This window comes from Achromobacter marplatensis (assembly GCF_002209535.1).
Lineage (GTDB): Bacteria > Pseudomonadota > Gammaproteobacteria > Burkholderiales > Burkholderiaceae_B > Achromobacter > Achromobacter marplatensis.
Genome location: NZ_NJIG01000002.1, coordinates 436149 through 458529 on the forward strand (window position 1 = coordinate 436149; position 22381 = coordinate 458529).

23 protein-coding genes are annotated in these 22381 nt (G+C 65.0%); 10 read left to right on the top strand and 13 right to left on the bottom strand.

The features are described from left to right. The 9 genes from CEY09_RS05555 to CEY09_RS05595 form a co-directional block, all read right to left on the bottom strand. Positions 1-876, bottom strand: a complete 876-nt coding sequence (locus CEY09_RS05555) for an ABC transporter permease (protein ID WP_006223658.1) — start codon at positions 874-876, stop codon at positions 1-3. Positions 877-888: 12 nt separating this feature from the next. After that, on the bottom strand, positions 889-1824 hold the full coding sequence (locus CEY09_RS05560; protein WP_006223659.1) for an ABC transporter permease: 936 nt from the start codon (positions 1822-1824) through the stop codon (positions 889-891). Positions 1825-1876: 52 nt separating this feature from the next. Further along, the gene (locus tag CEY09_RS05565) at positions 1877-3448 is read right to left on the bottom strand and encodes an ABC transporter substrate-binding protein (protein ID WP_006223660.1); all 1572 of its coding nucleotides are present in this window, start codon (positions 3446-3448) and stop codon (positions 1877-1879) included. A 54-nt stretch (positions 3449-3502) separates the two neighbouring features. Next, positions 3503-4948, bottom strand: a complete 1446-nt coding sequence (locus CEY09_RS05570; protein WP_088587863.1) for a M81 family metallopeptidase — start codon at positions 4946-4948, stop codon at positions 3503-3505. Between the two features lie 116 nt (positions 4949-5064). Further along, entirely contained in the window at positions 5065-5460 is a 396-nt protein-coding gene (locus tag CEY09_RS05575) for a RidA family protein (RefSeq protein ID WP_088587864.1), read from the bottom strand. Positions 5461-5489: 29 nt separating this feature from the next. Continuing rightward, positions 5490-6626 carry an NAD(P)/FAD-dependent oxidoreductase gene (locus tag CEY09_RS05580; protein WP_088587865.1) on the bottom strand — a complete coding sequence of 379 codons (1137 nt, stop codon included), beginning with the start codon at positions 6624-6626 and terminating at the stop codon, positions 5490-5492. Between the two features lie 174 nt (positions 6627-6800). After that, positions 6801-7106 carry a hypothetical protein gene (locus CEY09_RS05585; protein WP_088587866.1) on the bottom strand — a complete coding sequence of 102 codons (306 nt, stop codon included), beginning with the start codon at positions 7104-7106 and terminating at the stop codon, positions 6801-6803. 4 nt (positions 7107-7110) lie between these two features. Next, a complete protein-coding gene (locus CEY09_RS05590; protein WP_088587867.1) occupies positions 7111-7890 on the bottom strand; it encodes a tyrosine-protein phosphatase in 780 nt (259 codons plus the stop codon). 84 nt (positions 7891-7974) lie between these two features. Beyond that, complete coding sequence (locus CEY09_RS05595) at positions 7975-8466, bottom strand: MarR family winged helix-turn-helix transcriptional regulator (RefSeq protein WP_088587868.1); 492 nt, start codon at positions 8464-8466, stop codon at positions 7975-7977. A 135-nt stretch (positions 8467-8601) separates the two neighbouring features. Between CEY09_RS05595 and CEY09_RS05600 the strand changes: the two genes are divergently transcribed. Genes CEY09_RS05600 through CEY09_RS05610 form a run of 3 tightly spaced genes read left to right on the top strand, consistent with a single transcriptional unit; the run spans position 8602 to position 11377 of the window. Further along, the gene (locus CEY09_RS05600) at positions 8602-9867 is read left to right on the top strand and encodes a flavin-dependent oxidoreductase (RefSeq protein ID WP_088587869.1); all 1266 of its coding nucleotides are present in this window, start codon (positions 8602-8604) and stop codon (positions 9865-9867) included. Further along, entirely contained in the window at positions 9864-10361 is a 498-nt protein-coding gene (locus CEY09_RS05605) for a DUF3237 domain-containing protein (protein WP_088587870.1), read from the top strand. The genes CEY09_RS05600 and CEY09_RS05605 overlap by 4 nt, the downstream gene beginning before the upstream one ends. 50 nt (positions 10362-10411) lie before the next feature. Continuing rightward, a complete protein-coding gene (locus CEY09_RS05610) occupies positions 10412-11377 on the top strand; it encodes a Bug family tripartite tricarboxylate transporter substrate binding protein (RefSeq protein WP_088587871.1) in 966 nt (321 codons plus the stop codon). A gap of 80 nt (positions 11378-11457) precedes the next feature. Here the strand turns inward: CEY09_RS05610 and CEY09_RS05615 are convergent, their stop codons facing one another. Continuing rightward, positions 11458-12276: an aminotransferase class IV family protein gene (locus CEY09_RS05615; protein WP_088587872.1), complete on the bottom strand. Its 819-nt coding sequence runs from the start codon at positions 12274-12276 to the stop codon at positions 11458-11460. Between the two features lie 108 nt (positions 12277-12384). Between CEY09_RS05615 and gcvA the strand changes: the two genes are divergently transcribed. The 6 genes from gcvA (at position 12385) to CEY09_RS05645 (ending at position 18040) form a co-directional block, all read left to right on the top strand. Continuing rightward, positions 12385-13308 (top strand): transcriptional regulator GcvA, encoded by a 924-nt coding sequence (gcvA, locus tag CEY09_RS05620; RefSeq protein ID WP_088588053.1) that lies wholly within the window; start codon positions 12385-12387, stop codon positions 13306-13308. A gap of 166 nt (positions 13309-13474) precedes the next feature. Next, a complete protein-coding gene (locus CEY09_RS05625) occupies positions 13475-14074 on the top strand; it encodes a nitroreductase family protein (protein WP_006223672.1) in 600 nt (199 codons plus the stop codon). A 235-nt stretch (positions 14075-14309) separates the two neighbouring features. Then, positions 14310-15365: a sensor domain-containing diguanylate cyclase gene (locus CEY09_RS05630; RefSeq protein ID WP_088587873.1), complete on the top strand. Its 1056-nt coding sequence runs from the start codon at positions 14310-14312 to the stop codon at positions 15363-15365. Between the two features lie 60 nt (positions 15366-15425). Beyond that, the gene (locus CEY09_RS05635; protein WP_088587874.1) at positions 15426-15854 is read left to right on the top strand and encodes a VOC family protein; all 429 of its coding nucleotides are present in this window, start codon (positions 15426-15428) and stop codon (positions 15852-15854) included. Positions 15855-16031: 177 nt separating this feature from the next. Next, entirely contained in the window at positions 16032-17174 is a 1143-nt protein-coding gene (locus tag CEY09_RS05640) for a hypothetical protein (protein WP_234818230.1), read from the top strand. Between the two features lie 35 nt (positions 17175-17209). Then, positions 17210-18040, top strand: coding sequence for a lysozyme inhibitor LprI family protein (locus tag CEY09_RS05645; RefSeq protein ID WP_167390019.1), 831 nt, complete (start codon positions 17210-17212; stop codon positions 18038-18040). 52 nt (positions 18041-18092) lie between these two features. Here the strand turns inward: CEY09_RS05645 and CEY09_RS05650 are convergent, their stop codons facing one another. Continuing rightward, positions 18093-19079 (bottom strand): Bug family tripartite tricarboxylate transporter substrate binding protein, encoded by a 987-nt coding sequence (locus CEY09_RS05650; protein ID WP_088587877.1) that lies wholly within the window; start codon positions 19077-19079, stop codon positions 18093-18095. A gap of 58 nt (positions 19080-19137) precedes the next feature. Continuing rightward, the gene (locus CEY09_RS05655; protein ID WP_088587878.1) at positions 19138-20559 is read right to left on the bottom strand and encodes a CoA transferase; all 1422 of its coding nucleotides are present in this window, start codon (positions 20557-20559) and stop codon (positions 19138-19140) included. Between the two features lie 102 nt (positions 20560-20661). Here CEY09_RS05655 and CEY09_RS31875 point away from each other — a divergent pair, with 102 nt between their 5' ends. Continuing rightward, positions 20662-21582: a LysR family transcriptional regulator gene (locus tag CEY09_RS31875; RefSeq protein ID WP_158218653.1), complete on the top strand. Its 921-nt coding sequence runs from the start codon at positions 20662-20664 to the stop codon at positions 21580-21582. On the opposite strand, the gene CEY09_RS05670 is transcribed toward CEY09_RS31875, so the two are convergent. Beyond that, positions 21554-22324, bottom strand: coding sequence for an extracellular solute-binding protein (locus tag CEY09_RS05670; RefSeq protein WP_167390020.1), 771 nt, complete (start codon positions 22322-22324; stop codon positions 21554-21556). The two genes, CEY09_RS31875 and CEY09_RS05670, sit on opposite strands and share 29 nt — an antisense overlap. Positions 22325-22381: the final 57 nt, after the last annotated feature.

Sequence of the window (22381 nt, forward strand, 5' to 3'; positions counted from 1 at the left end):
CTACAGCTTTTTGGCCAGACGGGGATCGAGCATGTCGCGCAGCCCGTCGCCCACCAGGTTGACGGCCAGTACCGCGACGCCCAGGAACAGGCCGGGATACAGGATGATGTGGAACGCCACGGCGACGAAATTTCGGCCTTCGGCCATGATGTTTCCCCAACTGGGAATCTGCGGCGGGATCCCCACGCCCAGGAAGCTCAGCACGGCTTCCGTCAGGATGGCGGATGCGGCGATGAACGTGGCTTGCACCATCAAGGGGGCGAACAGGTTGGGCAGGATGTGGCGCAGCAGGATCGACGGCACGCGCGTGCCTACCGATACGGCCGCCTCGATGTACGGCTGTTCGCGGATCGTCAGCACCAGCGCGCGCACCAGGCGGACGACGCGCGGCACCTCGGGGATGACGATGGCGATGATCACGGTGCCCAGGCCGCCTTTCAGGGTGGCCATCAGGGCAATCGCCAGCAGCACGCCGGGAATGGCCATCAGGCCGTCCATGATGCGCATGATGAGTGCGTCGACGCGTCGGAAGTAGCCGGCCAGCATGCCCAGCATCACGCCGGCGACGGTCGAGACGACGGCCACCACGATGCCGACCAGCAGCGATACGCGCGCGCCCCATACGGTGCGCGAATACACGTCACGGCCCAGCGCGTCGGTGCCGAAGAAATGTTCGGTCGACGGCGGCTTCATACGCGCCATCGGGTTGATGTCTTGCGGGTCGACGGTGGCGAGCCACGGGGCGGCCAGCGCAATGGCCGCCAGCACCAGCAGGATCGCGCCGCCCACATATAGCATGGGATGGCGGCGCAGCGACCGGACGGCGCGGCGCAGGCGCGGGCGCGGTATCGCAAGCGGGAGGGTGGTCGTGTTCATGCGTTGCCCTTCTCAGTAGCGGATGCGGGGGTCGAAGAGCCGGTAGCTCAGGTCGACCAGCAGGTTGATCAGCACGTAGATGCCCGAGGCCACCAGCAACACGCCCTGGATCACCGGGTAGTCGTGGCGCAGCACGGCGTCGATGGTCAGGCGGCCCAGGCCGGGAATCGCGAACACGGTTTCGGTGACCACGACGCCGCCGATCAGCAGGGCCACGCCCACGCCAATGGTGGTGACGATGGGGTTGGCGGCGTTCTTCAATGCATGCCACACGATGGGGCCCGACGACAGGCCCTTGGCGCGCGCGGTGCGGATGTAGTCCTCGGACAGGGCCTCCAGCATGGTGGCGCGCGTCATGCGCGTCAGCAGCGCCATGTAGACCAGACCCAGCGACAGACAGGGCAGCACCAGATGGCGCAGATACGGCACAAGGCCGTCCGCGAGGGGCTTGTAGCCCTGCACCGGCAGCCAGCCCAGCTTGATGGAAAAGCCATAGACAAGGCTGTAGCCGATCAGGAACACCGGCACCGAAAACGCACAGACCGCGCCGATCATCACCAGGCGGTCCAGCCAGCGGCCGGCGTTCCAGGCAGCCAGCACGCCCAGCGGCACTGCCACCAGCACGGCGAACAGCATCGTGAAGAGGGCGATCGACACGGTCGGCCCCATGCGTTGGCCGATCAGTTGCGATACCGGCATCTGCGAGGACATCGAGGTGCCCAGGTCGCCCACGGCGATGTGGCTGATCCAGATGACGAACTGCTGCGGCAGTGGCTTGTCCAGGCCCAGGTTCTGACGGATTTTCTCGACGTCCTCGGCGGTCGCGTTGTCGCCGGCGATCACCGCAGCCGGATCGCCCGGCGACAGATGGATCAGCAGGAACACCACGACCGCGACGACGGCCATGACTGGAATGACGGCCGCGATGCGGCGCAGGATGTATTTCACGCTGGATTCCCCTTGGCTTGCGGCCGGGCGCTCGATGCGCCCGGCGTCTGCCTTACGGCTTTTCGATGTTCCACATCACCGGGATGCCGTTCTTGATCAGCTCGGTGTGCTTGAGGCCGCGCACGGCGAAGACGGGCTTGAATTCTCCCCACATGACGTAGGGCACGGTCTGGTAGGCGCGCGCCTGCATCTGGGCGGCGATCTCCTTGCGCTTGGCGGCATCGGTCTCGCGGATCCAGTTGGTGCGCAGCGTGTCCAGCTCCTTGTCGCAGGGCCAGCCCGGCAGGCTGTTGCCGCAGGCAGCCGACAGCCAGGGATTGGTCACCGGCGTGCTGGCGTCGTAGTAGCCGCCCCAGGTCAGGAAGATGTTCCAGCCGCCCTGTTCGGGCGGATCCTTCTTCAGCCGGCGGCCGGCCAGCGACGCCCAGTCCATCGACTGCACGTCCACCTTGATGCCGGCCTTCTTCATGTTTTGCGCCAGCACCATCACGGCGGGCGCGCTCAGGTGGTCGGTCGGATACAGCAGCACCACTTTTTCGCCCTTGTAGCCGGCTTCCTGCAGCAGTTGCTTGGCGCGTGCCGGGTCAGGCTTGGCGTAGGGCGCGGCGCCGGCGTCGGTTGCCAGCGGCGAGCCGCAGATGTACAGGGTGGCGCAATAGTCGACGCGGTATTTCTCCGGGTAACCCATGGCCGACAGCATTTCCTTCTGGCTTACCAGGTGGTAGAGCGCCTGGCGGGCCAGCGGATTGTTGAACGGCGGATGCAGCGCGTTGACGATGACCATGCCTTGCGAGGCAACCGACGTGCTCAGGGTGATGTCCGGATTGCTTTCCACCACGGGCAGGAAGTCGGGCGTGATCTGTTCGATCATGTCGACCTCGCCGTTCATCAGCGCCGCCGTGGCGGTGTTGCCGTCGGGGATGTACAGCCATTCGACGCGGTCCACCTTCACGTTCTTGCCGCCCGCCAGGCCGTCGGCCGGCTCGGCGCGGGGCACGTACGCGGGGTTCTTCACATAGACGACCTTGTTGCCGGGCACCCATTCGTCGCGCTTGAACAGGAATGGACCCGAGCCGACCATTTCGGTGACCTGCGTGTTCGGGTCCGTCATGGCCAGCCGCTTGGGCATGATGAAGGGCGGCATGCCCGACGGCTTGGACAGCGCGTCCAGCACCAGGCCGAAGGGCTCCTTGAGCGTCAGGGTGAACGTGTTGTCGCCGGTGGCGGCCAATTCGGCGCCGGCCGCCATCATCGCCTGGCCCAGGGTGTCCTTCTTGGCCCAGCGCTGCAGCGATGCGATGCAGTCCTCGGCCGTTACCGGCGTGCCGTCGTTGAACTTCAGGCCGGGGCGCAAGGTGAAGGTCCACGTCTTGCCGTCTTCGGACGAGGTCCAGGTGTCGACCATCTGGGGCTTGACCTGGCCCTTGCTGTCTTGAGAGAACAGGGTGTCAAACACCATGTAGCCGTGGTTGCGCGTGATGTAGGCCGTGTTGAACAGCGGGTCCAGCGTCTTCAGGTCCGCGTGCGGCACCATGCGCAAGGTCTTGGTCTGGGCGAGCGCGCCGGTGGCGGCGCTCATGGCCAGGAGCGCCGCGGCCCCCAGCAAACTGAAACGTCTGATCATTGTTATCCCCTTATTCATTCTGGATGCCCGGTCAGGGCGGCAATGGATGGCGCCTCAGGCCTTGAACGGCCACTTGGGCAATTTGCGCTTGGTGAAAGGCAGCGCGTTGACGTCCTGGGTGATGGCGCCCGGCGTCTCGACGTAGATGACGTGGCGGCCCACCTTCGAGTACGACGCGTAGAAGTGCTGGGACGACTTCACGATGATGAGCTTCATCGCCTGCAGGTCCACACCGAACTGCGTGAACAGGTCCGTGCCCATGGCCTGGGTGCGCGAGGTGTTCATGACGATCGTCACGCCCTGGGTGCGCACGACGGCAACATCGCCCAGCAGCGCGGGCGTGCCCGCAAGCCCCGTCATGACGGCGTCGCGCTTGAGCGCCAGGATTTCGCAGTCCAGGTCCAGCGGCTGTCCGGACACGGGCGCCACCTTGCCGCCCACGCGCAGCTTGATTTGCGCGCCTTCGCCCGCTTCAAAGCAAAGCTGCACGGCAACCGGGTCCCAGAAGGGGCCGGTGGCGACGTCGGTGATGCCGCGTGCCAGCACGCGTTCCAGGATGAAGGTGGCGTCGCTGGGGGCGCCGCCGCCGGCGTTGTCGGCGGAGTCCGCCAGCACCACCGGGAATTCCTTTTTCGCCAAGGCTTGGTCCAGCGCCTCGTCGGCGCCGGGGTAGGGCGGCGCGAGCTGGTCGCGAAAGCCGATGATCTCTTCGCCCAGTGCACGCGCCAGCGCCTCGGCCTGGTGTTGGTCGCCGTCGGTATAGACCAGTACCTTCGAGCCCATGTCCGGCGTGTCGCCCCAGGGAAAGCCGTGGGCGATGGAGACCGACAGCACGCCTTCCTTGCCTTCCATGGCCAACAGGCGGTCGACGAAGCTGCGCATGGGTTCGCGGCTGGTGTGCATGATGGAGATCATCTCGCAGTCGAACACCGCGCGCGTGGGCGTGTTGCGGCCTTCGGCGCGGGCCACGCACAGGTCGACCAGGTCGAATGCGCGGTCCAGGATGTCGGTGTGCGGATATTCCTTGAAACAGACCAGGAAATCGGCGCTGTCCACCATGGCGTCCGTCAAATGGCAGTGCGGATCCAGCTCGGCGCCGATGACGGTGTCGGGGCCGACGATCGCGCGGGCGCGGCTCAGAAGGTCGCCTTCGCAGTCGTCATAGCCGTCGGCCACCATGGCGCCGTGCAGGCCGAACAGGGCGATATCCACCTTGCCGGCGCGGCGCAGGTCTTCAAGCAGCTCGTCGCGCAGCGTTTCGTAGGCGTGGCGGGTGGTGACCCCCGCCGGGGTGGCGCCTGCGGTCATGCCTTCGATCAACGTCCAGTCCTTGCCCACGGCGCGCTGGCGCGCGGCCCAAAGCGGGCCCGAGAACATCTGCATGCGGTCCGGATGCTGCCCGGCGGGGTAGTAGCCACGTGCCCGGTAGGCGGACAGGCCCGTCGGGATGGGGGAAAAAGTGTTGGTCTCGGTCGCCAGGGACCCGGAGAAGATCTTCATGGATGACGCTCCGCGCAAAAGTGGGATATCAGGGCGCGGGCATCAGGGCGCGCGCATTGGGGGCTGCCCCGCCAGGCACGCGGCCAGGCGGTGTCATGCAATCAAACGGCTGGGTTTCAGGCCTTCGAAGCCGGGGCTTGAACCGCGCCCAGCCACGCCTGCACTTCGATCTCTACGTCCACGTCCATCGCCAGCTTGGCCTCGACGGTCGAGCGCGACGGGAAGTCCGACGCGAAATGGCTGCGATAGGCTTCGTTGAACTGCGCGAACAGCGTCAGGTCCGACAGCCACACCGTCACGCGCACCACGTCTTTCAGGGTGGCGCCCGTCAACGCCAGCGTTTCCTTGATGCGTTCGATGGCGGCATGGGTCTGGACGGTGATATCGCCGCGCACGACCTGCCCGCTAGCATCCATGGGGATCTGGCCTGACAGGAAGAGGAAGCCACCCGCCTGGGTGGCGCGCGAGAACGGCAGAGGCAGGGAGCTGGGATAACGGGTGATGGCGGTCATGGGAGTCTCGTGGAAGGGGGAGATGAAGGTCAGCGCAGGCGCTCGGGGCGCACCGCGTCGGCGTTGACGCCGTGTGCGTGCAGGTGGTCGGGAAGCGGCTGATGCATCAGCAATGCCGCGGCCAGTTCGGAGGTGGCGGCGGCCGTCTGAATGCCGTAACCGCCTTGCGCCGCCAGCCAGAAGAAAGCCGGGGCGTGCGCATCCCATCCCACCACGAAGTCGCCGTCGCGCACGAACGAGCGCAAGCCCGCCCAGGTGTGCTTGGGACGGCGGATGGTGAGCGACGTGGCCGATTCGATGCGGTAGATGCCGGTCGCCACATCCAGCTCTTCGGGCACGACGTCATGCGCGGCCACCGGGTCGGCGTTGGCGGGCGACCCCAGCAACTGGCCAGCGTCGGGCTTGAAGTAATAGCTTTCATCCACGCCGACCACGGCCGGCCAATGGGAAAAGTCGGTGTCTTCGGGGCCCGAGAACGTGAACGCCGTGCGGCGGCACGGTTGCAGACCGATGGGGGCGGCGCCGCACAGGGCCGCGGCGTGGTCCGCCCAGGCGCCGGCGGCATTGACCAGTACCCGCGTCCGGATGGTGCGGCCGTCCGCCAATGTCAGGACCCAGGCGTCGTCCGCGTAGGCGGCGGACACCAGTTCCGCGTTGTTGTGCAGCACCGCGCCCTGCCGGCGCATGCCGCGCAGGAACCCCTGGTGCAGGGCATGCACGTCGATATCGCGCGCATCCGGTTCTTCGATCGCGCCGCAAAGCTGGTCGGCGCGCAGGCAGGGCACGCGCGCCACGGCCTGCTCGGCATCGATCAGCGTTACGTTGGGCGACTGACGGTGGAAGTCTTTGAACACCTCTTGCAGCAGTTCCTTCTGTTCCGGCGTGGCGATGTACAGCACACCCCGAGGGCTAAGCAGCGGATGCTCGCTGAACCCTTGGGGCGGCTGCTCGTAGAAGGCGCGGCTGGCGCGGGTGAGCGCCTTGATCTGCGTGGTGCCGTAGGTCTCCATGAACATGGCCGCAGAACGGCCGGTGGAGTGATAACCCGGTTGGGACTCGCGTTCCAGCACTGCCACGGACGCCGTGGCGCTCAGGCGGTAGGCCACGGACGCGCCGGCGATACCGGCGCCGACCACGGCGAAATCGTATAGGGGATCAGCAGTCATTTTTGTCGGAAGCGAGAATTCTCTTATTTGATAATTCTCGAATACGATAGTTTTTTGACGGCAGGCGGGTAATAGGGGAATGCCCTGATGGCGGGTGCCAGGGTTTCAACGCGCAGAAAAAAACCCGCTGGGCAGGACCGTCAGCGGGTTTGATGGAAAGCGTCGGATGCGGGTCTAGGTCACATGGTGGCCAAACGCGACCAGCGACGCCACGAAGGTGGCCGCGCCGATCGCGGCCAGCCAGTACGCGCGTTTCGCCGCATGCGGCGTGCTGCGGTTCAGGCCCACCAGCAGCGTGACCAGCGTCCACACGCCGGTGAATGCCAGCAGGGCCAGCGTGTAGACCCAATTCGACAGATCGTAGCCGCCGCCGCCGATGGATGGATAGCCGGAGCGCTTCGGCCACAGCAAGGCGATCAGCGTGCCGGCGACCAATGCGAACACGGCTAGCCAGATCTGGAATCCGCGGTCTTTCAACATGTGCTCAATTATCCAGGTAGTGCGCACGCAGGACGTCCACATCCACGTCCAGCACGTCGCGCAGATACGTGTCCATGCCGCCGTACGCGTCGTCGATCGCCTGCACTGACGCCTCCAGGTAGGCAGGGGCGACTTCCAGCAGCGGCATCATGACGTCGTCGCGCACGCCGCGTTCCGCGGATTTGGCCAGGATCTCCTGGAAAAAGCGCGCGTTCCAGTGGTTCGATTCCAGGTAGTTCGCCACGATGTCGTCTTGCGAAACGCCTAAGGCCGACAGCAGCAGCAACGAGGCGAAACCCGTGCGGTCCTTGCCGGCGGTGCAGTGGAACAACAGTGTCTTGCCGGTGGCAGCTGTCTTGAGAAAGCCGCCGAAGGGCGCCTGGTAGCGGGACGGGAATTCGCGGTAGATGTCCACCATCATCGCGTGGGCGGCGGCTTGCGTGCTTTCGCGCAGCTTGGGCAAGAGCACGGCCATGGCCATGTTGCCATCCAGCACGGGCGACGCGATCCAGGGGAAGCGTTTGCCGAAGTGGGGATCGTCCTGCGCTTTCTCGGTGTCGGCGCGGAAATCGATGACGGCTTCCAGCCCCAGCGTGCCCAGGAATTCCAGGTCTGCGGCACTGGCGCGGCCGGGATTGCCGCTGCGAAAGAGCTTGCCGTCACGCAGCCGCCGGCCATTCGCGCCGGTCAGGCCGCCCAGGTCGCGGGCGTTGTGCACGCTGTCCAGCGCGAGGCGGCGTCGGCCGGTGGCAAGCGGCGTGTCGGCAGGATTCGAACTGGGCATGGGGCAGGTTCCTTGCTCTTTGAGGCTTACCGATGATCGTATCACCGTGCCCCGCGCGCGCCGGGTGGCGGGCTACCTGGCGGGCTACCCCAGCTTGCCCAGCAAACCGATCAATTGGTGCTTTTGCGCCGGGCTCAGTTGCGCGCTGATGCGCGCGTCATGCGCCTGGACGGCTTGGGTGATCTCGGCCAGCACCGTTTCGCCGGCCTGGGTCATCGCCAGCGAATACGCGCGCTTGTCGCGTTCGGCTTCCCGCCGTTCGACATAACCCAGGTCCTGCAGCTGGTTGACGATCTGCACGGCCCCAGAGCGCGCGATGCCCAGGATGCGGGCCAGGTCCGTGAGCTTCAAATTGGCGTTGGCGGCGATCAGAGACAGCGACGAAAAACGCTGAGGCGTGATGTCCCAGGGCGCCAACGCATTCAGGAAGTCTTCGTAGATCACGATCTGGGCGCGCCGGATGGCGTAGCCGACCAGGTCGTCCAGCGCGCCGTAACGGATGCCGGGCACATGCGGATCGAAATGCTCGCCCCGCGCGGCGGGGCGCCGGGGGCGTTGGGATGCGGCTCTGGACATGGGGCGATCGCGATTAAGGGGCCTCAACACTAATGCACCTATTGTCGCCGCGCTACCGCATTACGGGAAATCCCCGGGGTGCGGAAGCCACCTGGATTTTGTTATGTTGCATAACAAATAAAACCAGGAGCAGACATGCAAATCGTCATCGCCGGCGCCGGCATCGGCGGGCTGACGCTCGCCTTGATGCTGCATCGGCGCGGCATCGATTGCCGCGTCTTTGAAAGCGCGCAGGAACTCAGGCCCTTGGGCGTCGGCATCAATCTGCTGCCGCACGCGATCAGCGAACTTGAACCTCTGGGCCTGCTGCCCGGCTTGGCCGAGCGCGCCATCGAGACCTCGCAACTGCACTACTACAACAAGTTCGGACAGCCGATCTGGCGCGAGCCGCGCGGCCTGGATGCCGGTTATCCGCTGCCGCAGTTCTCCGTGCATCGCGGGGAGTTCCAGATGCTGTTGGCGCAGACCGTACGCGCGCGGCTGGGTGAGGACGCCATCGTCACGGGCCGGTTGCTGGAATCGGTGGAACAGGACGCCTCTGGCGCCACGGCGCATTTCCGGTGCCGGGCTGACGGGGCCCTGCAAAGCGTGCGGGCGGACATCGTGGTGGGCGCCGACGGCATCCACTCGGCCCTGCGTCGCCAATTGCATCCCACGGGTGACGAACCGCGCTTCTCCGGCCGCATGCTATGGCGCGCCGTGACCGAAGCGCCGCCGTACCTGGATGGCCGCAGCATGTTCATGGCCGGCCATCAGGACCAGAAATTCGTTTGCTACCCGATTTCAGAACCGCTGCGCCGGCAGGGGCGGTCATTGATCAACTGGATCGCCGAACTGTCGGTGCCGGGCGCGGAGTTGCCCGCAACCGATTGGAACCGACAGGTGGACAAGTCCGTGTTTGCGGACCGCTTTGCGGATTGGCGTTGGGACTGGATTGACATCCCCGCCATCATCGACGGCGCGCAAGCGATCTACGAGTTCCCGCTGGTGGACCGTGACCCGTTGCCGCGCTGGACGCGGGGGCGCGTGACGCTGCTGGGCGATGCCGCGCATCCCATGTATCCCATCGGTTCAAACGGGTCGGCGCAGGCGATCCTGGACGCGCGCTGCCTGTCCGACTGGCTGGCGCAAGCGTTGAGCGGCGCGGTGCGTACGCCGGAGATCGCCTTGCTGGAATACGAGGCGGAGCGGCTGCCGCGCACGGCCGGCATCGTGTTGCGCAACCGCCTGAACGGGCCAGAGCAAGTGATGCAGATGGCCGAAGAGCGTGCGCCGCAAGGCTTTGACGATATTGGCAACGTGATCGCGCCGCAGGAGCTGGCGGCGGTATCGTTGCGCTACAAACAACTCGCGGGATTCGATCCCGCCACCGTGCGCAAGAGCCGGGGGGAATCGCCATGAACGACAAGACCCATGCAGCCGCCGCTATTGCGGACCCGTTGGCGCCGCAGCTAGAGCACGTGGCCACCGTCGTCGTCGAGGTCGGCGCGCCGCAGGAAGTGGGCGACACCCCGCAAGGCTGCCGCCGCGTCATTCCCATCACGGGTGGCACGGTGGACGGCCCGCGCCTGCGCGGCAAAGTCCTGCCTGGCGGCGCGGATTTCCAGGTGATCCGTTCGGCTACCTACACGGACATTCACGCACGCTACGTCATCGAAACGCCCGACGGCGAACGCATCTATGTCGAGAACACCGGCATCCGCACGGGGCACGCCGACGATATCGCCCGCCTGGTGCGCGGCGAAGCCGTCGACCCCGCCCGGATCTACTTCCGCAGCTACCCGCGCTTTGAAACCGCGTCGCCGGGCCTGGGCTGGATGAACGAAAGCCTGTTCATCGGCACGGGTGCGCGCTACCCCGACCGCGTCGAATTGCGCTTCTACCGCATCTGCTGAACCCGCGGCGGCCGCCGCGGCATGGATAACAAGACCACTCGGAGACAACCATGACATCGACGTTGCGCCGCTTGTTCGGCGGCTTCCTGCTATGCCTGCCGTTCGCGGCGATGGCGCAATTTCCCAATGGCCCCGTGCGCCTGAACGTGGGCTTTCCGCCGGGTACGGGGCCGGACATCGTGGCCCGCACGCTATCGCAGCACATGGGGCCGCTGCTGGGCGAAAGCGTCGTGGTGGAAAACAAGGTGGGTGCAGGCGGGCAGATCGCCGCGCAGACGGTGGCGCGCAGTCCGGCGGACGGCCAGACGCTGCTGCTGGGGGAGGTCGGTTCCATCAGCATTTCGCCGGCGACCTATCGCAACCTGAACTACGACCCGCCGCGCGACTTCGCGCCTATCTCCGAAGTCGTGCGCGCCGACTTCGTGCTGGTGGTGCCGGCGGATTCGCCCTACCAGGATCTGGGCGCGTTCATCGACGGGGCCCGCAAGGCATCGGACCGCCTTAATTTCGCGACCTTTGGCGCGGGCACCCCGGGGCATTTCGGCGCCGAGCTATTCGCCCGCGAAGCCAGCATGAAGATCGAAGCCATCCACTACCGCTCCACGGGCGATGCCGTGTCCGGCCTGGTGTCCGGCGCGGTCCAGGCCGCCTTCGTGACCACGGCGCTGGCGGTGCCGCAGGTGCAGGGCGGCAAGCTGCGCGCGCTGGCGATCACCGGCGCGCACCGTTCGCCGGCCCTGGCGTCGGTGCCGACGTTTGCCGAACGCGGCTTGCCCGCGATCAACTTCGGCGCCTGGTTCGCGCTGTTCGCGCCTGCCGGTACGCCGGATGCCGTGCTGAACCGATTGCAGCGGGACAGCGCACAGGCGCTGCGCCAGCCTGCGGCGGTGCGCAGCCTGGGCGAGGCCGGTTTCGTGGTGGTCGGGTCCGACCGGCAAGCGCTGCAAGCCTTGCTGGCATCGGAATCCAGGCGCTGGTCAGACGTCGTGAAAGCGACGGGATTCCGCGCCGATTGAATCGCCTGAAGCGGGTAGGCCGCGGCGGATAGACCGCGGCGGTCTGCCGGATGCCGGGGTCAGGTCAGCCGCCACCGTCATCAAGGCGATACCGGTGCCTCCGCCCCATAGGCCGCATGCAGCAATTCCATGAAGCGGGGCGCGGCGGGCAGGGCGGCCGCGCCGATCCGGTGCACCGCCACCCCCGGCGTCCACGAGTTCATGACGACGGCGCCCCGCAGGTCTCGAAGGCTTTCCTGCGTGACGGCCTGCACCCGTTGCGGCACGCCCATTCGATCCAGCTGGCGCTGCACGATGCCCATGGTCGTGCCGGTCAGCATCGCCGCATCCGGCCACACGACGGCCTCGCCGTCCCAGAAAGCCAGGTTCCAGATGGAGGCTTCGCTCAGGCGGCCTTGCCGATCCACGAACGCCGCATCATCGAAACCTTGCGCGGCGGCTGCGCGCAAGAGGTAGGTCTTGGCGACCTCGCCTACATGCTTCACCGAAGGCAGCATCCGTTCATGCGGGATCGCCGCCAACGCCAGCGGACCGCCCGGCCCGGTAGCGGGCGGGCCGGTCCGCACCAGCAGTTCCGGCTGCACCTCGGGCCCTGCCACCGTGAATTCACCGGCGGGCGAATACACCGTGGCCACCAGCGAGACGTCCGCCGGCCCGGCCTGGATCGCCGCCCGCAGCGCCATCACGATCTGCTCGTCGGGCAAGGCTTGCCCGTACATCCCGATCGATGCCGCGTGTAGCCGTGCCAGATGCAGGTCCAGCCCGCGCACCCGCCCGTCCCGCACCTGCATGGCGGTGAAGTGGGCGTAGCCGGCAAACGCCAAGGGCGTCAGGTCCTGCAAGGTGGCCGGCTGGCCATTGCGGTGCGTGACGAAGGAAGCGGGCGGAGAGGTCGGCATGGAAGCTCCTGGAACGGGTTGATCATCAAGGGCTTCTACTATCCTTAATTGAATTCCCCGGGGGAAACGAGTAATTTTCATCTGATCATTAAATTTGGCTTGAAGATCATGAATCGACTGCTGCCCGGCACGCGCGCCCTTCGAACCTTTGAAGCCGCCGCGCGCCACCTGAACTTCACGCGGGCCGCCGACGAGGTCGGGCTGACGCCTGCCGCCGTCAGCTACCAGATCAAAGAGATCGAAGACCAGCTGGATGTCGTGCTGTTTACCCGCAGCAGCCGCAGCATCCAGTTGACGCCGGCGGGCGCGATCCTGTTCGAAGCGGCAGCCGATGCGCTGCAAACGCTGCAGCGCGCGGCTGCCAAAGCCAGACGCGTGAGCCGCGGATCCGAACATCTGCGCCTGTCGGTGGGGGCGCGCTTTGCCACCAACTGGCTGCTGCCCCGGCTGCCGCAGTTTCGTGCCGCGCATCCTGGGCTGGAATTGACGTTCGACATCAGCGACGAGGTGCGGGATTTTGACGCTGACGATGTCGACGTCGCGATCCGTTTCGGCGCGGGGAAATACCAAGGGGCGATTGCACATCGCCTGTTCCATACCGAGGTGGTTCCCGTATGCAGCCCGGCGCTGCTGCGGGCCGGCCCGCCGTTGAGGACACCGCGCGACCTGTTTGCACACACGCTTTGCTACGTGGACTGCAAACCGGGCGGCGTGGTGTGGCCGAATTGGCCGATGTGGATGGCGGCAGCCGGCATCGATGGCTTTGACGACAGCCGTAGCGTCGCCTTCACCGAATCCAGCCACGTGGTGCAGGCCGTGATCGACGGCGGGGCGGTGGGGCTGGTGGAATGGGAACTCGTGGATCGGGACGTGCAGGCTGGCCGCCTGGTCCGGCTGTTCGACGTGGGTGTGCGGGTGGCGCCGGAGTACGCCTATTACCTGGTGCATCCGGCGGGCGCGGCGGCCGATTCCCGCGTGCAGGCGTTTCGGGATTGGATGCTTTCGGCCATGGCGAAGTCAGCGCTGCAATAGCGTCGTAGGGGCGTGCTATCCGCCCGATTGGGTTCATGAATAGAACAGTTTGTTCCGACCCCAAACCCCGGATTTTTGACGGGAATGGGTTTTCCGGTCACAGGGCTGCCGGTAGAATCGCCTCGCATACCACCCCTCTATCTACTGGTCGAAAGGTTATATTCTTATGAGCAACGCTTATCTCGACGCCCTCAAGAAGCGCCGCACCCAATATTCGCTGGGCCGCAACCTGTCGGCCTCCAAAGAGGAACTGGCAACGCTGATCCAAGACGCGATCAAGCACAGCCCCTCGTCGTTCAATTCGCAAAGCTCGCGCGCCGTCATCCTGTTTGGCGCCGAAAGCATCAAGCTGTGGGATCTGGCCATCGAAGCCGTGCGCAAGGTTGCGCCCGCCGAAGGCTTTGATAAGACCGAAGCCAAGCTCAAGAGCTTTGCCGCCGGCGTGGGCACGGTGCTGTTCTTCGAAGACCAGGACGTCGTGCGCAGCCTGCAAGAAAAGTTTGCCCTGTACGCCGACAACTTCCCGGTGTGGTCGGAACAAGCGGGCGGCATGGCCCAACTGTCGGTCTGGACTGCGTTGGCCAACGCCGGTGTCGGCGCCAGCCTGCAGCACTACAACCCGTTGATCGACGGTGTCGTGGCCAGCGAATGGAAGATCCCGGCATCGTGGAAGCTGCGCGCGCAAATGCCGTTCGGCTCGAACGAAAACGGCTTCGGCGACAAGGGTTTCATGGACGACGCCGAACGTTTCCGCGTGGTCGGCTGATCGGATTATCTCGGGCGCTGACTGGCGCTCGATATCATCCACGAATTCCAACCCGCATTTCCCGAACAGGGGAATGCGGGTTTTCTTTTTTTTACGGGATGCGACCAAGCGGCAGGCGCCACAAAACCCGCGCGATACGCAGTGCATAATGGCGGCTGACTGGCCCCCACCCGTTCCAGGGACGGGGCTGCAAATACTGCCGCATCAATAAGCGCGCGATTCGAGGAGATTGCTGTTGGATCCAATACTCGCCGGACTGTCGACTTCCCTGCCTCAGGCCAAATCGGTCGAGCAATTGACCCGCCCGTTGCTGGACATGCTGGGCAGCGTGACAGGATTGGAATCCACCTACCTTACCTCGATCGATCTGAAGGACGATCTGCAGCACGTGCGCTTTGCGCGCAACGTGGGCGATCTGCAGATTCCCGAAGGCTTGTCGGTCCCGTGGTCGGACACCTTGTGCAAGCGCGCGCTGGAAGAAGGCCGCATGTGCACAAGCGATGTCTCCCAATGCTGGCCCGATTCCGACGCCGCCCGCCAATTGAGCATCCAGACGTATGTCAGCGCGCCCGTGCGCACCGATGAAGGAATGCTGCTGGGCACGTTGTGCGCGGCCAGCGCGCAACAGCACCAGATCGCTCCGCAGGCAGAAACCGTGTTGAAGCTGTTTTCCAACGTGATCGCCAACTTCCTGGAGCGCGAGCTGTTGATGGAGCAACTGCACGCCGCCAACGTCCGCCTGATGTCCTACGCGCTGACTGATCCGCTGACGGGGCTGCCCAACCGCCGCGCGCTGTACGAAGAGCTTGAACGCCTGGAAAAGCGTGCCTTGCGCGAAGGCGGCAGCGTGCTGGTGGGCGTGATCGACCTGGATGGGTTCAAGGGCATCAACGACACTTACGGACACCAGCAAGGCGACGTGTTCCTGCAGGAGATCTCGCGCCGCCTGGCCGGCACGCTGCGCACGTCGGACATGCTGGGCCGCATCGGCGGCGACGAATTCGTGCTGATCGGCCCCGGCCCCGCCATCGAACGCGGCAATACGGGCCCCGGGGGCGAAGCCCTGCGCGGCGAAGCCGAAGACGCGGCCCGTTCGCTGGAGGAACGCGCGACGGCGGCCACCATCGGCCGGTATCAGCTGGGCGACGCGGTGGTGCCCTACGAGGGCGCAAGCGTGGGCGTCGTGGCGGTAGACCCGCGGGGCCTGGACGCCGAGGCGGCGGTTCGCCTGGCCGATGCGCGCATGTACGAGATCAAACGGGCGCGCAAAGGGGCGCGGACCATACATTGAATTCGGGGGCGGCCGCACGGCGCTATATTGAGGCGATCTCCCCTCAACCTGGAGCGTTCCATGCAGACCAACGAACTCCACCGCGGCCGCCTGATTGATCACATCCAGCTGGTCGTCCGCGATCTACCCGCCAGCCAGGCCTTCTATCAGGCCGTCTTCGATGCCCTGAAGGTGCCGATGGGCGGCACGGGCGACGGCTATTTCTGGGGCGATGAACTGTTCGTGTCCACCGCGGACAGCGAGGCGGCGCAAGGCCAGCTGACGGGGCGCCACCATTTGGCGTTCCAGGCGCAAGACCAGGCGATGGTCGACGCGTTTCATCAAGCGGCGCTGGCCCATGGCGGCAAGGACAACGGTGCGCCCGGATTCCGCAACTACCATCCCGGCTATTACGGGGCGTTCGTGCTGGATCCGGACGGCAACAACATTGAAGCCGTGTTCCACGGCGAGGCCCAGCGCAGCGCGCCCTCGGTCAAAGTCACTTTCTGACGGCCAACTCGCCCCGGTGGCATGCGCCAAGGGGCGAAGACTGATAAATTTGCGCCTCTCAGGGATGCAAGAGGGGGCGCGATGCCCCCGCAGCCCAGGCCGGGAAACGCCAGTTTCTCTACTTGCGATAGAACAGAACCGATGCTGAAAAGAAAACTAACGGCTTTTGGAATGGGCATGGCGCTGTCGCTGGGCGCCATTGCCGCCGCTTCGGCGCAGGCCCAGGCGCCCGCGCAGCCGCAGCCGGCCGAAGAGGCCGAGCGCTATGGCCCGTTCGTCTTTTTCCCCAGCGCGCCCAACTTGCTGATCTATCACACCGGCGTCGGCGCCAACGACATGCTGCACCTGAAAAAGGCGTTGCGCGAGCATCCCACCATCGGCACCCTGATTCTGCAGAACAATGGCGGCGGACTGGTGCATATTGGCCTGGTCGTGGCCGAAGAGGTCTACGAGCGCGGGCTGAATACGTTCATTCCGAAAGACAGCTATTGCGCGTCGGCGTGCGCGTTCGTGTTCTTTGCCGGCCGCCAGCGCCTGGCTGAAGGCCGCCTGGGCGTGCACCAGATCTCTGCCCCGGAAATGACGGGCGAGCAGGCCCAGTTCGGTGTTTCGGACATTGTCGCGACGCTGCCGAAATATGGCGTGTCGGCGGACGTGCTGGGCATCATGTTCAGCACGCCGTCCAAAGAGATGTATTTCTTCAAGCCGCAGGAAATCGCCAAGTACGGCATCAACCGCACGGGGCAGACGCAAGTCGCGCAAAATAGCGCGCCGCGTGCGGCCACGGGCGGCAGTCAGATCAATGCATCGGCTACCGCATCGGCGCCGGTGTCGCCGCCTTCGCCGCCTGTGCAGGCGCCGGCTCGGACCGCGCACACTGCACCGGCCCCGGTCGCCAATCCGTATATGGAAAAGGAAACGGCGCCTGCGGCCCCTTCCGACGAGCAACGGGCCATCAATGCCGCCGCGCTGATGATCCAGACGGGCGCCGGTCCGAACGAAGAAGCGATGAATTTCACGCGCGAGTTCTATGCGGACACGGTCGACTATTTCAAGAAGAAGCGTCCCAAGTCCGAGATTCTGGCGGACAAGAAGGCATATTTCGCCCGTTGGCCGATTCGCCGCTTCGTGGTGGACCAAAGTTCGCTGAAGGCGAACTGCAAAGACCAGATGTGCCTGGTCATGGGCATCTACGACTACACCGTATCCAGCCCGGCACGCGGCAAGACCGCTTCGGGCACGTCGAACTTCACCTATGTGCTGGACCTGCGCAACCGCTACCGCATTGTGATGGAAGACAGCGAAGTCATCAGCCGTTAAGCCGACCCGGCTGGCCTTTGGAATAGAGAGACGTCATGCAATCCGGATTCCCCGCAGTAAGGTCTTTGCTTCTTGCTGGACTGTTCGTAGCGTCGGCGCCCGCCCTGGCGATCAATTGTGCGAAGGCCGGCACGGCCGTCGAAAAACTGATCTGCTCGGACAAGAAAACGGTGGCGGCCGATGCCGACTTGAACCGAGCCTATCAAGCGATCCTGAAGCAGGCGCCCGACGCCGAGATCCGCACCATGCTGGTGGACAGCCAGAAGCGCTGGATCCATGCGCGCGACAAGGCGCTGGACCATTTGATCTCGGACCCTGATGCGCTGGCCGATGACAAGACCGTGGGTGAGGTCGCACGGGATCTGATCGGCAGCCGTGCGGCGCAGTTCAAGGAAACCCGGAAGGGATCGTCCATGCCGGAGATCATCGACCGCGCGGTGCAGCAAAGGCAGTTCCAGGCGCAATTCACCGGCGGCGAGTTCGCCGGCTACTGGACGTCTTGCGATGTGTTTCCCAACGATTATGGGTATTACGGCTGCTTCGCGATTCGCCACTACCAGAACAATGACCGCATCTGCTCGGTGGACGAATCCTGGGCGTCGGGCTCCGTGTATACCAAGCGCTATGTCGCCAACGTGGTGGGTGGCAAGCCGCGTGTCATCGCGTCCTGCTCGTTCAGCAGTTCGGACGAGGCCTGCGCCAGCGTCGGGGACACCCCGGCGAAATGGAACCGGCAACCGGAACAGCCGGAATATGTCTATGCGTCCGAACCGCTGCCCAAAATCGACGGGGAGATCGACGGGTCGGATGACTATGAATGGGCGAAAGCCTGCCTGACGGATCCCGCGTTTCCGGGCGCGCAGTAACCGCCAGGCGCCAGCGTCCTAGGCGTCTTCGAACGCCCGGGCGCGGGCCCGATCAATTCTCGGCTTTCAGGCCCAGGCGTTTGATCGTTTCGCTCCAGCGGGAATATTCCGCGGCCACATACTCCTGGCAGGCCTTCGGATCTTTGTCCATCAGCTCGGCGCCCTGGAACCGCAGGCTTTTCTGCACCTCGGGGTCCTTCAGCGATTCCTGCAGCACCTGGTCCAGCTTGGCCAGGATGGCGGGGTCGGTGCCCTTGGGCGCGATCAGGACTTGCCAGGTTCCCGCATCGAACCCCTTCAGGCCAGGCACTGCTTCGCTCAGGCTGGGCACGTCCGGCAAGCTCGCCGACCGCTTTTCCGACGTGACCGCCAGCGCCCGGGCCTGGCCGTTCTGAATGAAAGGCATGGCGCTGTTGAACGAACCGGAATACATGAAATTCACGTTGCCGCTGACCAGGTCGGTCAGGGCCGGGCCGTTGCCTTTGTAGGGCACGTGCTGGATATCCAGGCCCATTCGGTTGGCGATATCCATGGACACCAGGTGATCGATGGCGCCATTGCCCGACGATCCCTGGAAATACTTGCCGGGATTCGCTTTGACGGTGTCGTAGAACTGGGTGGCGGACTTCTGGTCCATGGCCTTGTTCGTCAGCAGGATCAGCGGCACGCTGACCGAGCAACTGGCGGTCAGGAACGCCGTCTTGGGATTCAGGTCATCGCGCCCGAACAAGGGCGGCGCCGTGGTGATCGAAGAGGTGCCGTACAGCAGCGTGTAGCCATCGGGCTTGGCGCGCATCAATTCCGCGGTGCCGATATTGCCGCCCGCGCCCGGCTTGTTTTCGATGATGATGGGCACGTTCAGTTTCTGCGACACGGTCTTGAACAAGACCCGGCCTATCGCGTCGGTGGGGCCTCCCGGCGCAAAGCCGATGATCAGCGTGATGGGTTTGTTGGGATAGCCGTCGGCCGCGTGGGCAACACCCGCCATGCCCACGATGGCAACGGCGGCAAGCGTGCCTGTGACTCGTTGAATGTTCATGATGTCTCCTCTGCTTTTTTTCTAAGGATGTAACGTCGTCGATCTGCAAGCGGTGGACCTACAGCCACTGCGCCGGATGCGCACCGTTTGGCGCCGGGGGCAGCACCCAGGCCGCGCGCGTCCGCGAAAACTGCGCCACGGGCGGAAACTGTTCCAGCACGCCATAGGCGGATTCGCGCCGTTCCAGGAGGGGTTTGAGTTCCAGCGCGAAATGGCGCCGCGGCTGCGTGGGATCGAAGTCGTTCAACAGCCCCAGGTCCTGCACCCACATCGAGGTGCGGGCCAACGACACCTTGACGTGGTAGCTGCCGCCTTCTTCTGCGCGGCGTATCAGCGCCTGCATGACGCCGGTGGCGCCCAGATATCCCGTCAGGTAATCATTCAACAAGTAGGGCGGCACGACGCGGGGTTTGCCCTTGCCGCCTTCCCGCACCGAAATGCCGCTGACGGTCTGGCCCAGTTGCTCGAAGCCCCCGCGTTGCCCCCACGGCCCCTCGTCGCCAAATGCGGTGACGGTGACATAGATCACGCCGGGCCGGATCGCGGCGGCGTCTTGCGGACCCAGGCCGCGGTTGCGCATGCTGCCCGGCCGCCACGATTGCACGACCACATCGGCGCCCGCGATCAGGTCGCACGCCGCCTGCAAGCCTGTCGGCGCGTCGAAATCCAGGAACGCCGAGCGTTTGCCGATGTTCGTGTCCACGGTTTGACGAAACGGGTCCTGCATGGCGGGCGAGGTGATGCGCAGGACATCGGCGCCGTGCTCGGCCAGCGAACGCGCCACGACCGGCCCCGCGATGACATGGCCCAGATCCAGCACGCGCATCGCATCCAGGGGCCGGACGTTTGCGCGAGCAGGTTCCGGTTCGCTGTCGGCGATCTTGATGACTTCAACCGCCGGCAGGTCGGCCAGCAGCCGGCCCTGGGGATGGCTTAGCCACGCCTCTTGCGAACGCGCATAGACGCCCGGCAGCTTGCGTTCGGCAAATACTGTTTCCAGATCGTCGCCGTTCCAACGCGAAATGGCCTTGGCCAGCGCCGCGTTGGTGTTCGCGCAGTCCAGCACCTCCAGCACGCCGTCGCGCAAATGCGGGTAGGAGCCGATAGGGAAGAACCAGCGGTCGTCGGCGGTTTGATAGAAATCGGCCTTCAGTTCCGTCAGCAGCGACAAGGCCGGCAGCGAAAACCCGCTTTGCGTTTGAAAGTGCCCGGGATTCAACGAGCTGGCCGCCTGCATCCAGTCGATGGCCACGGTCTGGTGCTGGGCGGTGGCCATGTGATGCCAGCGTTCTATCGCCAACGCGTACGCGCCGATGGCGCTGGCGGCGGCTACGGTCAATTTATGCGGGGAATCGAATCGCGGACTGACGCCATGGAAGCGCAGGCGGTGTTCGGGGGATTCTTGCTGGGTCCAATCGCGGCCCAGCAGCGCGGCGATGGCGCCATAGGCATCTTGGGCCTGGATGTTTGTCTCGCTCATTGTTTTTCCGGAACGGGCGGTATGAAGGAAACCCAGTCTAGAAGCGCATATTTTTCGTGTCCAACATATAATTCAATGCTCTGTAAGACAATAATTATCTTTATGTTGAACAGCCGATTACTGCGCCAATTCATTGCCGTGGCCGAAGAGCTGCATTACGGCCGCGCGGCCTTGCGTGTCGGGATCGCGCAATCGCCGTTAAGCCAGGCCATCCAGAAGCTGGAATCGCATGTGGGTACGCCTCTGTTCGTGCGCAATAAGCGCAGCGTGGCGCTTACTCCGGCGGGCGCGGTATTCCTTGAAGAGGCCTATCAATGGCTGCGATATGAACGCGTAGCCGTCGAACGCGCCCAACACGCAGCCGGCGGCGACATCGGCCAGTTGTCCCTGGGGTATATCGGCAGCGCCGGGTATGGCTTCATGCCGGACCTGATCGGCCAGTTCCGGCGCGACTATCCGCAGGTCAAGCTGCGGGTGTTCGAAATGACTACGCGCGACCAGCTGGAACGCATCAAGGGGCGTTACCTGGACGTGGGCATGTTGCGCACGCCGCTGGCCGACGACGAAACCCTGCTTGCGTCGATGCGCTACCAGCACGACCGCCTGATGTGCGCGTTGCCGCACACGCACCGGCTCGCAAAGCGCAAGTCTGTCGCGCTGAAGGAGCTGGCACACGAATCGTTCGTGGCCTTTACGCGCCAGCACGTGCCGGCCGCGCATGCGCAATTGATTTCCGCGTGCGCCACGGCCGGGTTCTATCCGCAGATCGACCAGGAAAGCGCGCAGATCGGCAGCGTGATCTGCCTGGTTGCGGCAGGATTATCCGTGGCGCTGATTCCCAGCAATCTGCAGTCTTTGATGCATCCGAAAGTCAGCTATGTGCCGCTGTCGGACACGACCGAATTCCTGAAGCAGGAAGTCGGCCTGGCCTGGCGCCGCGACGACGCGAATCCAGCGCTGGCGTCGTTCCTGCAAGTGGCGACGCGCTTGTCGGTCAGTCCGTCTTCCAGCCCCACTTCTTGAAGATGGCCTTGCCGTCGGCCGACGCCAGATAATCCACAAAGGCCTGCGCCTGCGGGTTGTTCTTGCCCTGCCGGGTCACCACGGCACCGGCGTCGCGATAGATGCGGTAGGGTTCTTCGATTTCCACCACGCTGGCCAGCGTGGGGTTCGACACCTGCCAGATGTTCCAGATCAACCACGCGTCGATGCTTTGGTCTTCGGTCCATTGGGTACGCGCCATGGCGCTGTTGGCGGCTTCGGGCAGGACCAGATTGGCGCGAAATGCGCGCACGGTGCCGATATCGCCCAGGCGGCCGGCCACGTCTTCCCACAGGCCGGTCTGCCCCGCGCCGGATACGGCCATGACCTTGATGCCCGGTTTGAGCAAGTCCTTAAAGCCGCTGATGCCCTTGGGGTTGCCGGGGCGCACCAGGATGGCCGACGGGCGCAGGTACAGCGTGCGGGCATCGCGCAGGTCGAACACGCCGGGCAAGGCGGTGGCGAAGCTGCTCATCATGTTTTCAGCGCCGCTGAACAGCACGTCGGCATCCTGCTTGGCCTTGTCGGCCCACGCTGGCGTGGGGCCGGCAGTGACGTTGACGGTGATGCCGTGGGTCTTGCCGAAAGCCGCGGCAGCTTCTTTCATGGCAGGCGCGGGGCCGCCGGGGCCGTACACATTCAGGTCTTGCGCGGCCCATGCGGAGGTGGCAGCCAAAGAGGCCAGGACCACCATGCCGCTGGCGAACGTTCTGAACGACTTCATATCCTTCACCCTCATTCAAGTGTCTTCGATCGGCGCCGAAACACGGCGTGCCAATAC

Excerpts from the sequence above, each read along its gene's own strand:
- CEY09_RS05555 (WP_006223658.1), bottom strand. The coding sequence starts at position 876 with ATGAACACGACCACCCTCCCGCTTGCGATACCGCGCCCGCGCCTGCGC.
- CEY09_RS05565 (WP_006223660.1), bottom strand. The coding sequence starts at position 3,448 with ATGATCAGACGTTTCAGTTTGCTGGGGGCCGCGGCGCTCCTGGCCATG.
- CEY09_RS05570 (WP_088587863.1), bottom strand. The coding sequence starts at position 4,948 with ATGAAGATCTTCTCCGGGTCCCTGGCGACCGAGACCAACACTTTTTCC.
- CEY09_RS05575 (WP_088587864.1), bottom strand. The coding sequence starts at position 5,460 with ATGACCGCCATCACCCGTTATCCCAGCTCCCTGCCTCTGCCGTTCTCG.
- CEY09_RS05580 (WP_088587865.1), bottom strand. The coding sequence starts at position 6,626 with ATGACTGCTGATCCCCTATACGATTTCGCCGTGGTCGGCGCCGGTATC.
- CEY09_RS05585 (WP_088587866.1), bottom strand. The coding sequence starts at position 7,106 with ATGTTGAAAGACCGCGGATTCCAGATCTGGCTAGCCGTGTTCGCATTG.
- CEY09_RS05590 (WP_088587867.1), bottom strand. The coding sequence starts at position 7,890 with ATGCCCAGTTCGAATCCTGCCGACACGCCGCTTGCCACCGGCCGACGC.
- CEY09_RS05595 (WP_088587868.1), bottom strand. The coding sequence starts at position 8,466 with ATGTCCAGAGCCGCATCCCAACGCCCCCGGCGCCCCGCCGCGCGGGGC.
- CEY09_RS05600 (WP_088587869.1), top strand. The coding sequence starts at position 8,602 with ATGCAAATCGTCATCGCCGGCGCCGGCATCGGCGGGCTGACGCTCGCC.
- CEY09_RS05605 (WP_088587870.1), top strand. The coding sequence starts at position 9,864 with ATGAACGACAAGACCCATGCAGCCGCCGCTATTGCGGACCCGTTGGCG.
- CEY09_RS05610 (WP_088587871.1), top strand. The coding sequence starts at position 10,412 with ATGACATCGACGTTGCGCCGCTTGTTCGGCGGCTTCCTGCTATGCCTG.
- CEY09_RS05615 (WP_088587872.1), bottom strand. The coding sequence starts at position 12,276 with ATGCCGACCTCTCCGCCCGCTTCCTTCGTCACGCACCGCAATGGCCAG.
- gcvA (WP_088588053.1), top strand. The coding sequence starts at position 12,385 with ATGAATCGACTGCTGCCCGGCACGCGCGCCCTTCGAACCTTTGAAGCC.
- CEY09_RS05625 (WP_006223672.1), top strand. The coding sequence starts at position 13,475 with ATGAGCAACGCTTATCTCGACGCCCTCAAGAAGCGCCGCACCCAATAT.
- CEY09_RS05635 (WP_088587874.1), top strand. The coding sequence starts at position 15,426 with ATGCAGACCAACGAACTCCACCGCGGCCGCCTGATTGATCACATCCAG.
- CEY09_RS05640 (WP_234818230.1), top strand. The coding sequence starts at position 16,032 with ATGGCGCTGTCGCTGGGCGCCATTGCCGCCGCTTCGGCGCAGGCCCAG.
- CEY09_RS05645 (WP_167390019.1), top strand. The coding sequence starts at position 17,210 with ATGCAATCCGGATTCCCCGCAGTAAGGTCTTTGCTTCTTGCTGGACTG.
- CEY09_RS05650 (WP_088587877.1), bottom strand. The coding sequence starts at position 19,079 with ATGAACATTCAACGAGTCACAGGCACGCTTGCCGCCGTTGCCATCGTG.
- CEY09_RS05655 (WP_088587878.1), bottom strand. The coding sequence starts at position 20,559 with ATGAGCGAGACAAACATCCAGGCCCAAGATGCCTATGGCGCCATCGCC.
- CEY09_RS31875 (WP_158218653.1), top strand. The coding sequence starts at position 20,662 with ATGTTGAACAGCCGATTACTGCGCCAATTCATTGCCGTGGCCGAAGAG.
- CEY09_RS05670 (WP_167390020.1), bottom strand. The coding sequence starts at position 22,324 with ATGAAGTCGTTCAGAACGTTCGCCAGCGGCATGGTGGTCCTGGCCTCT.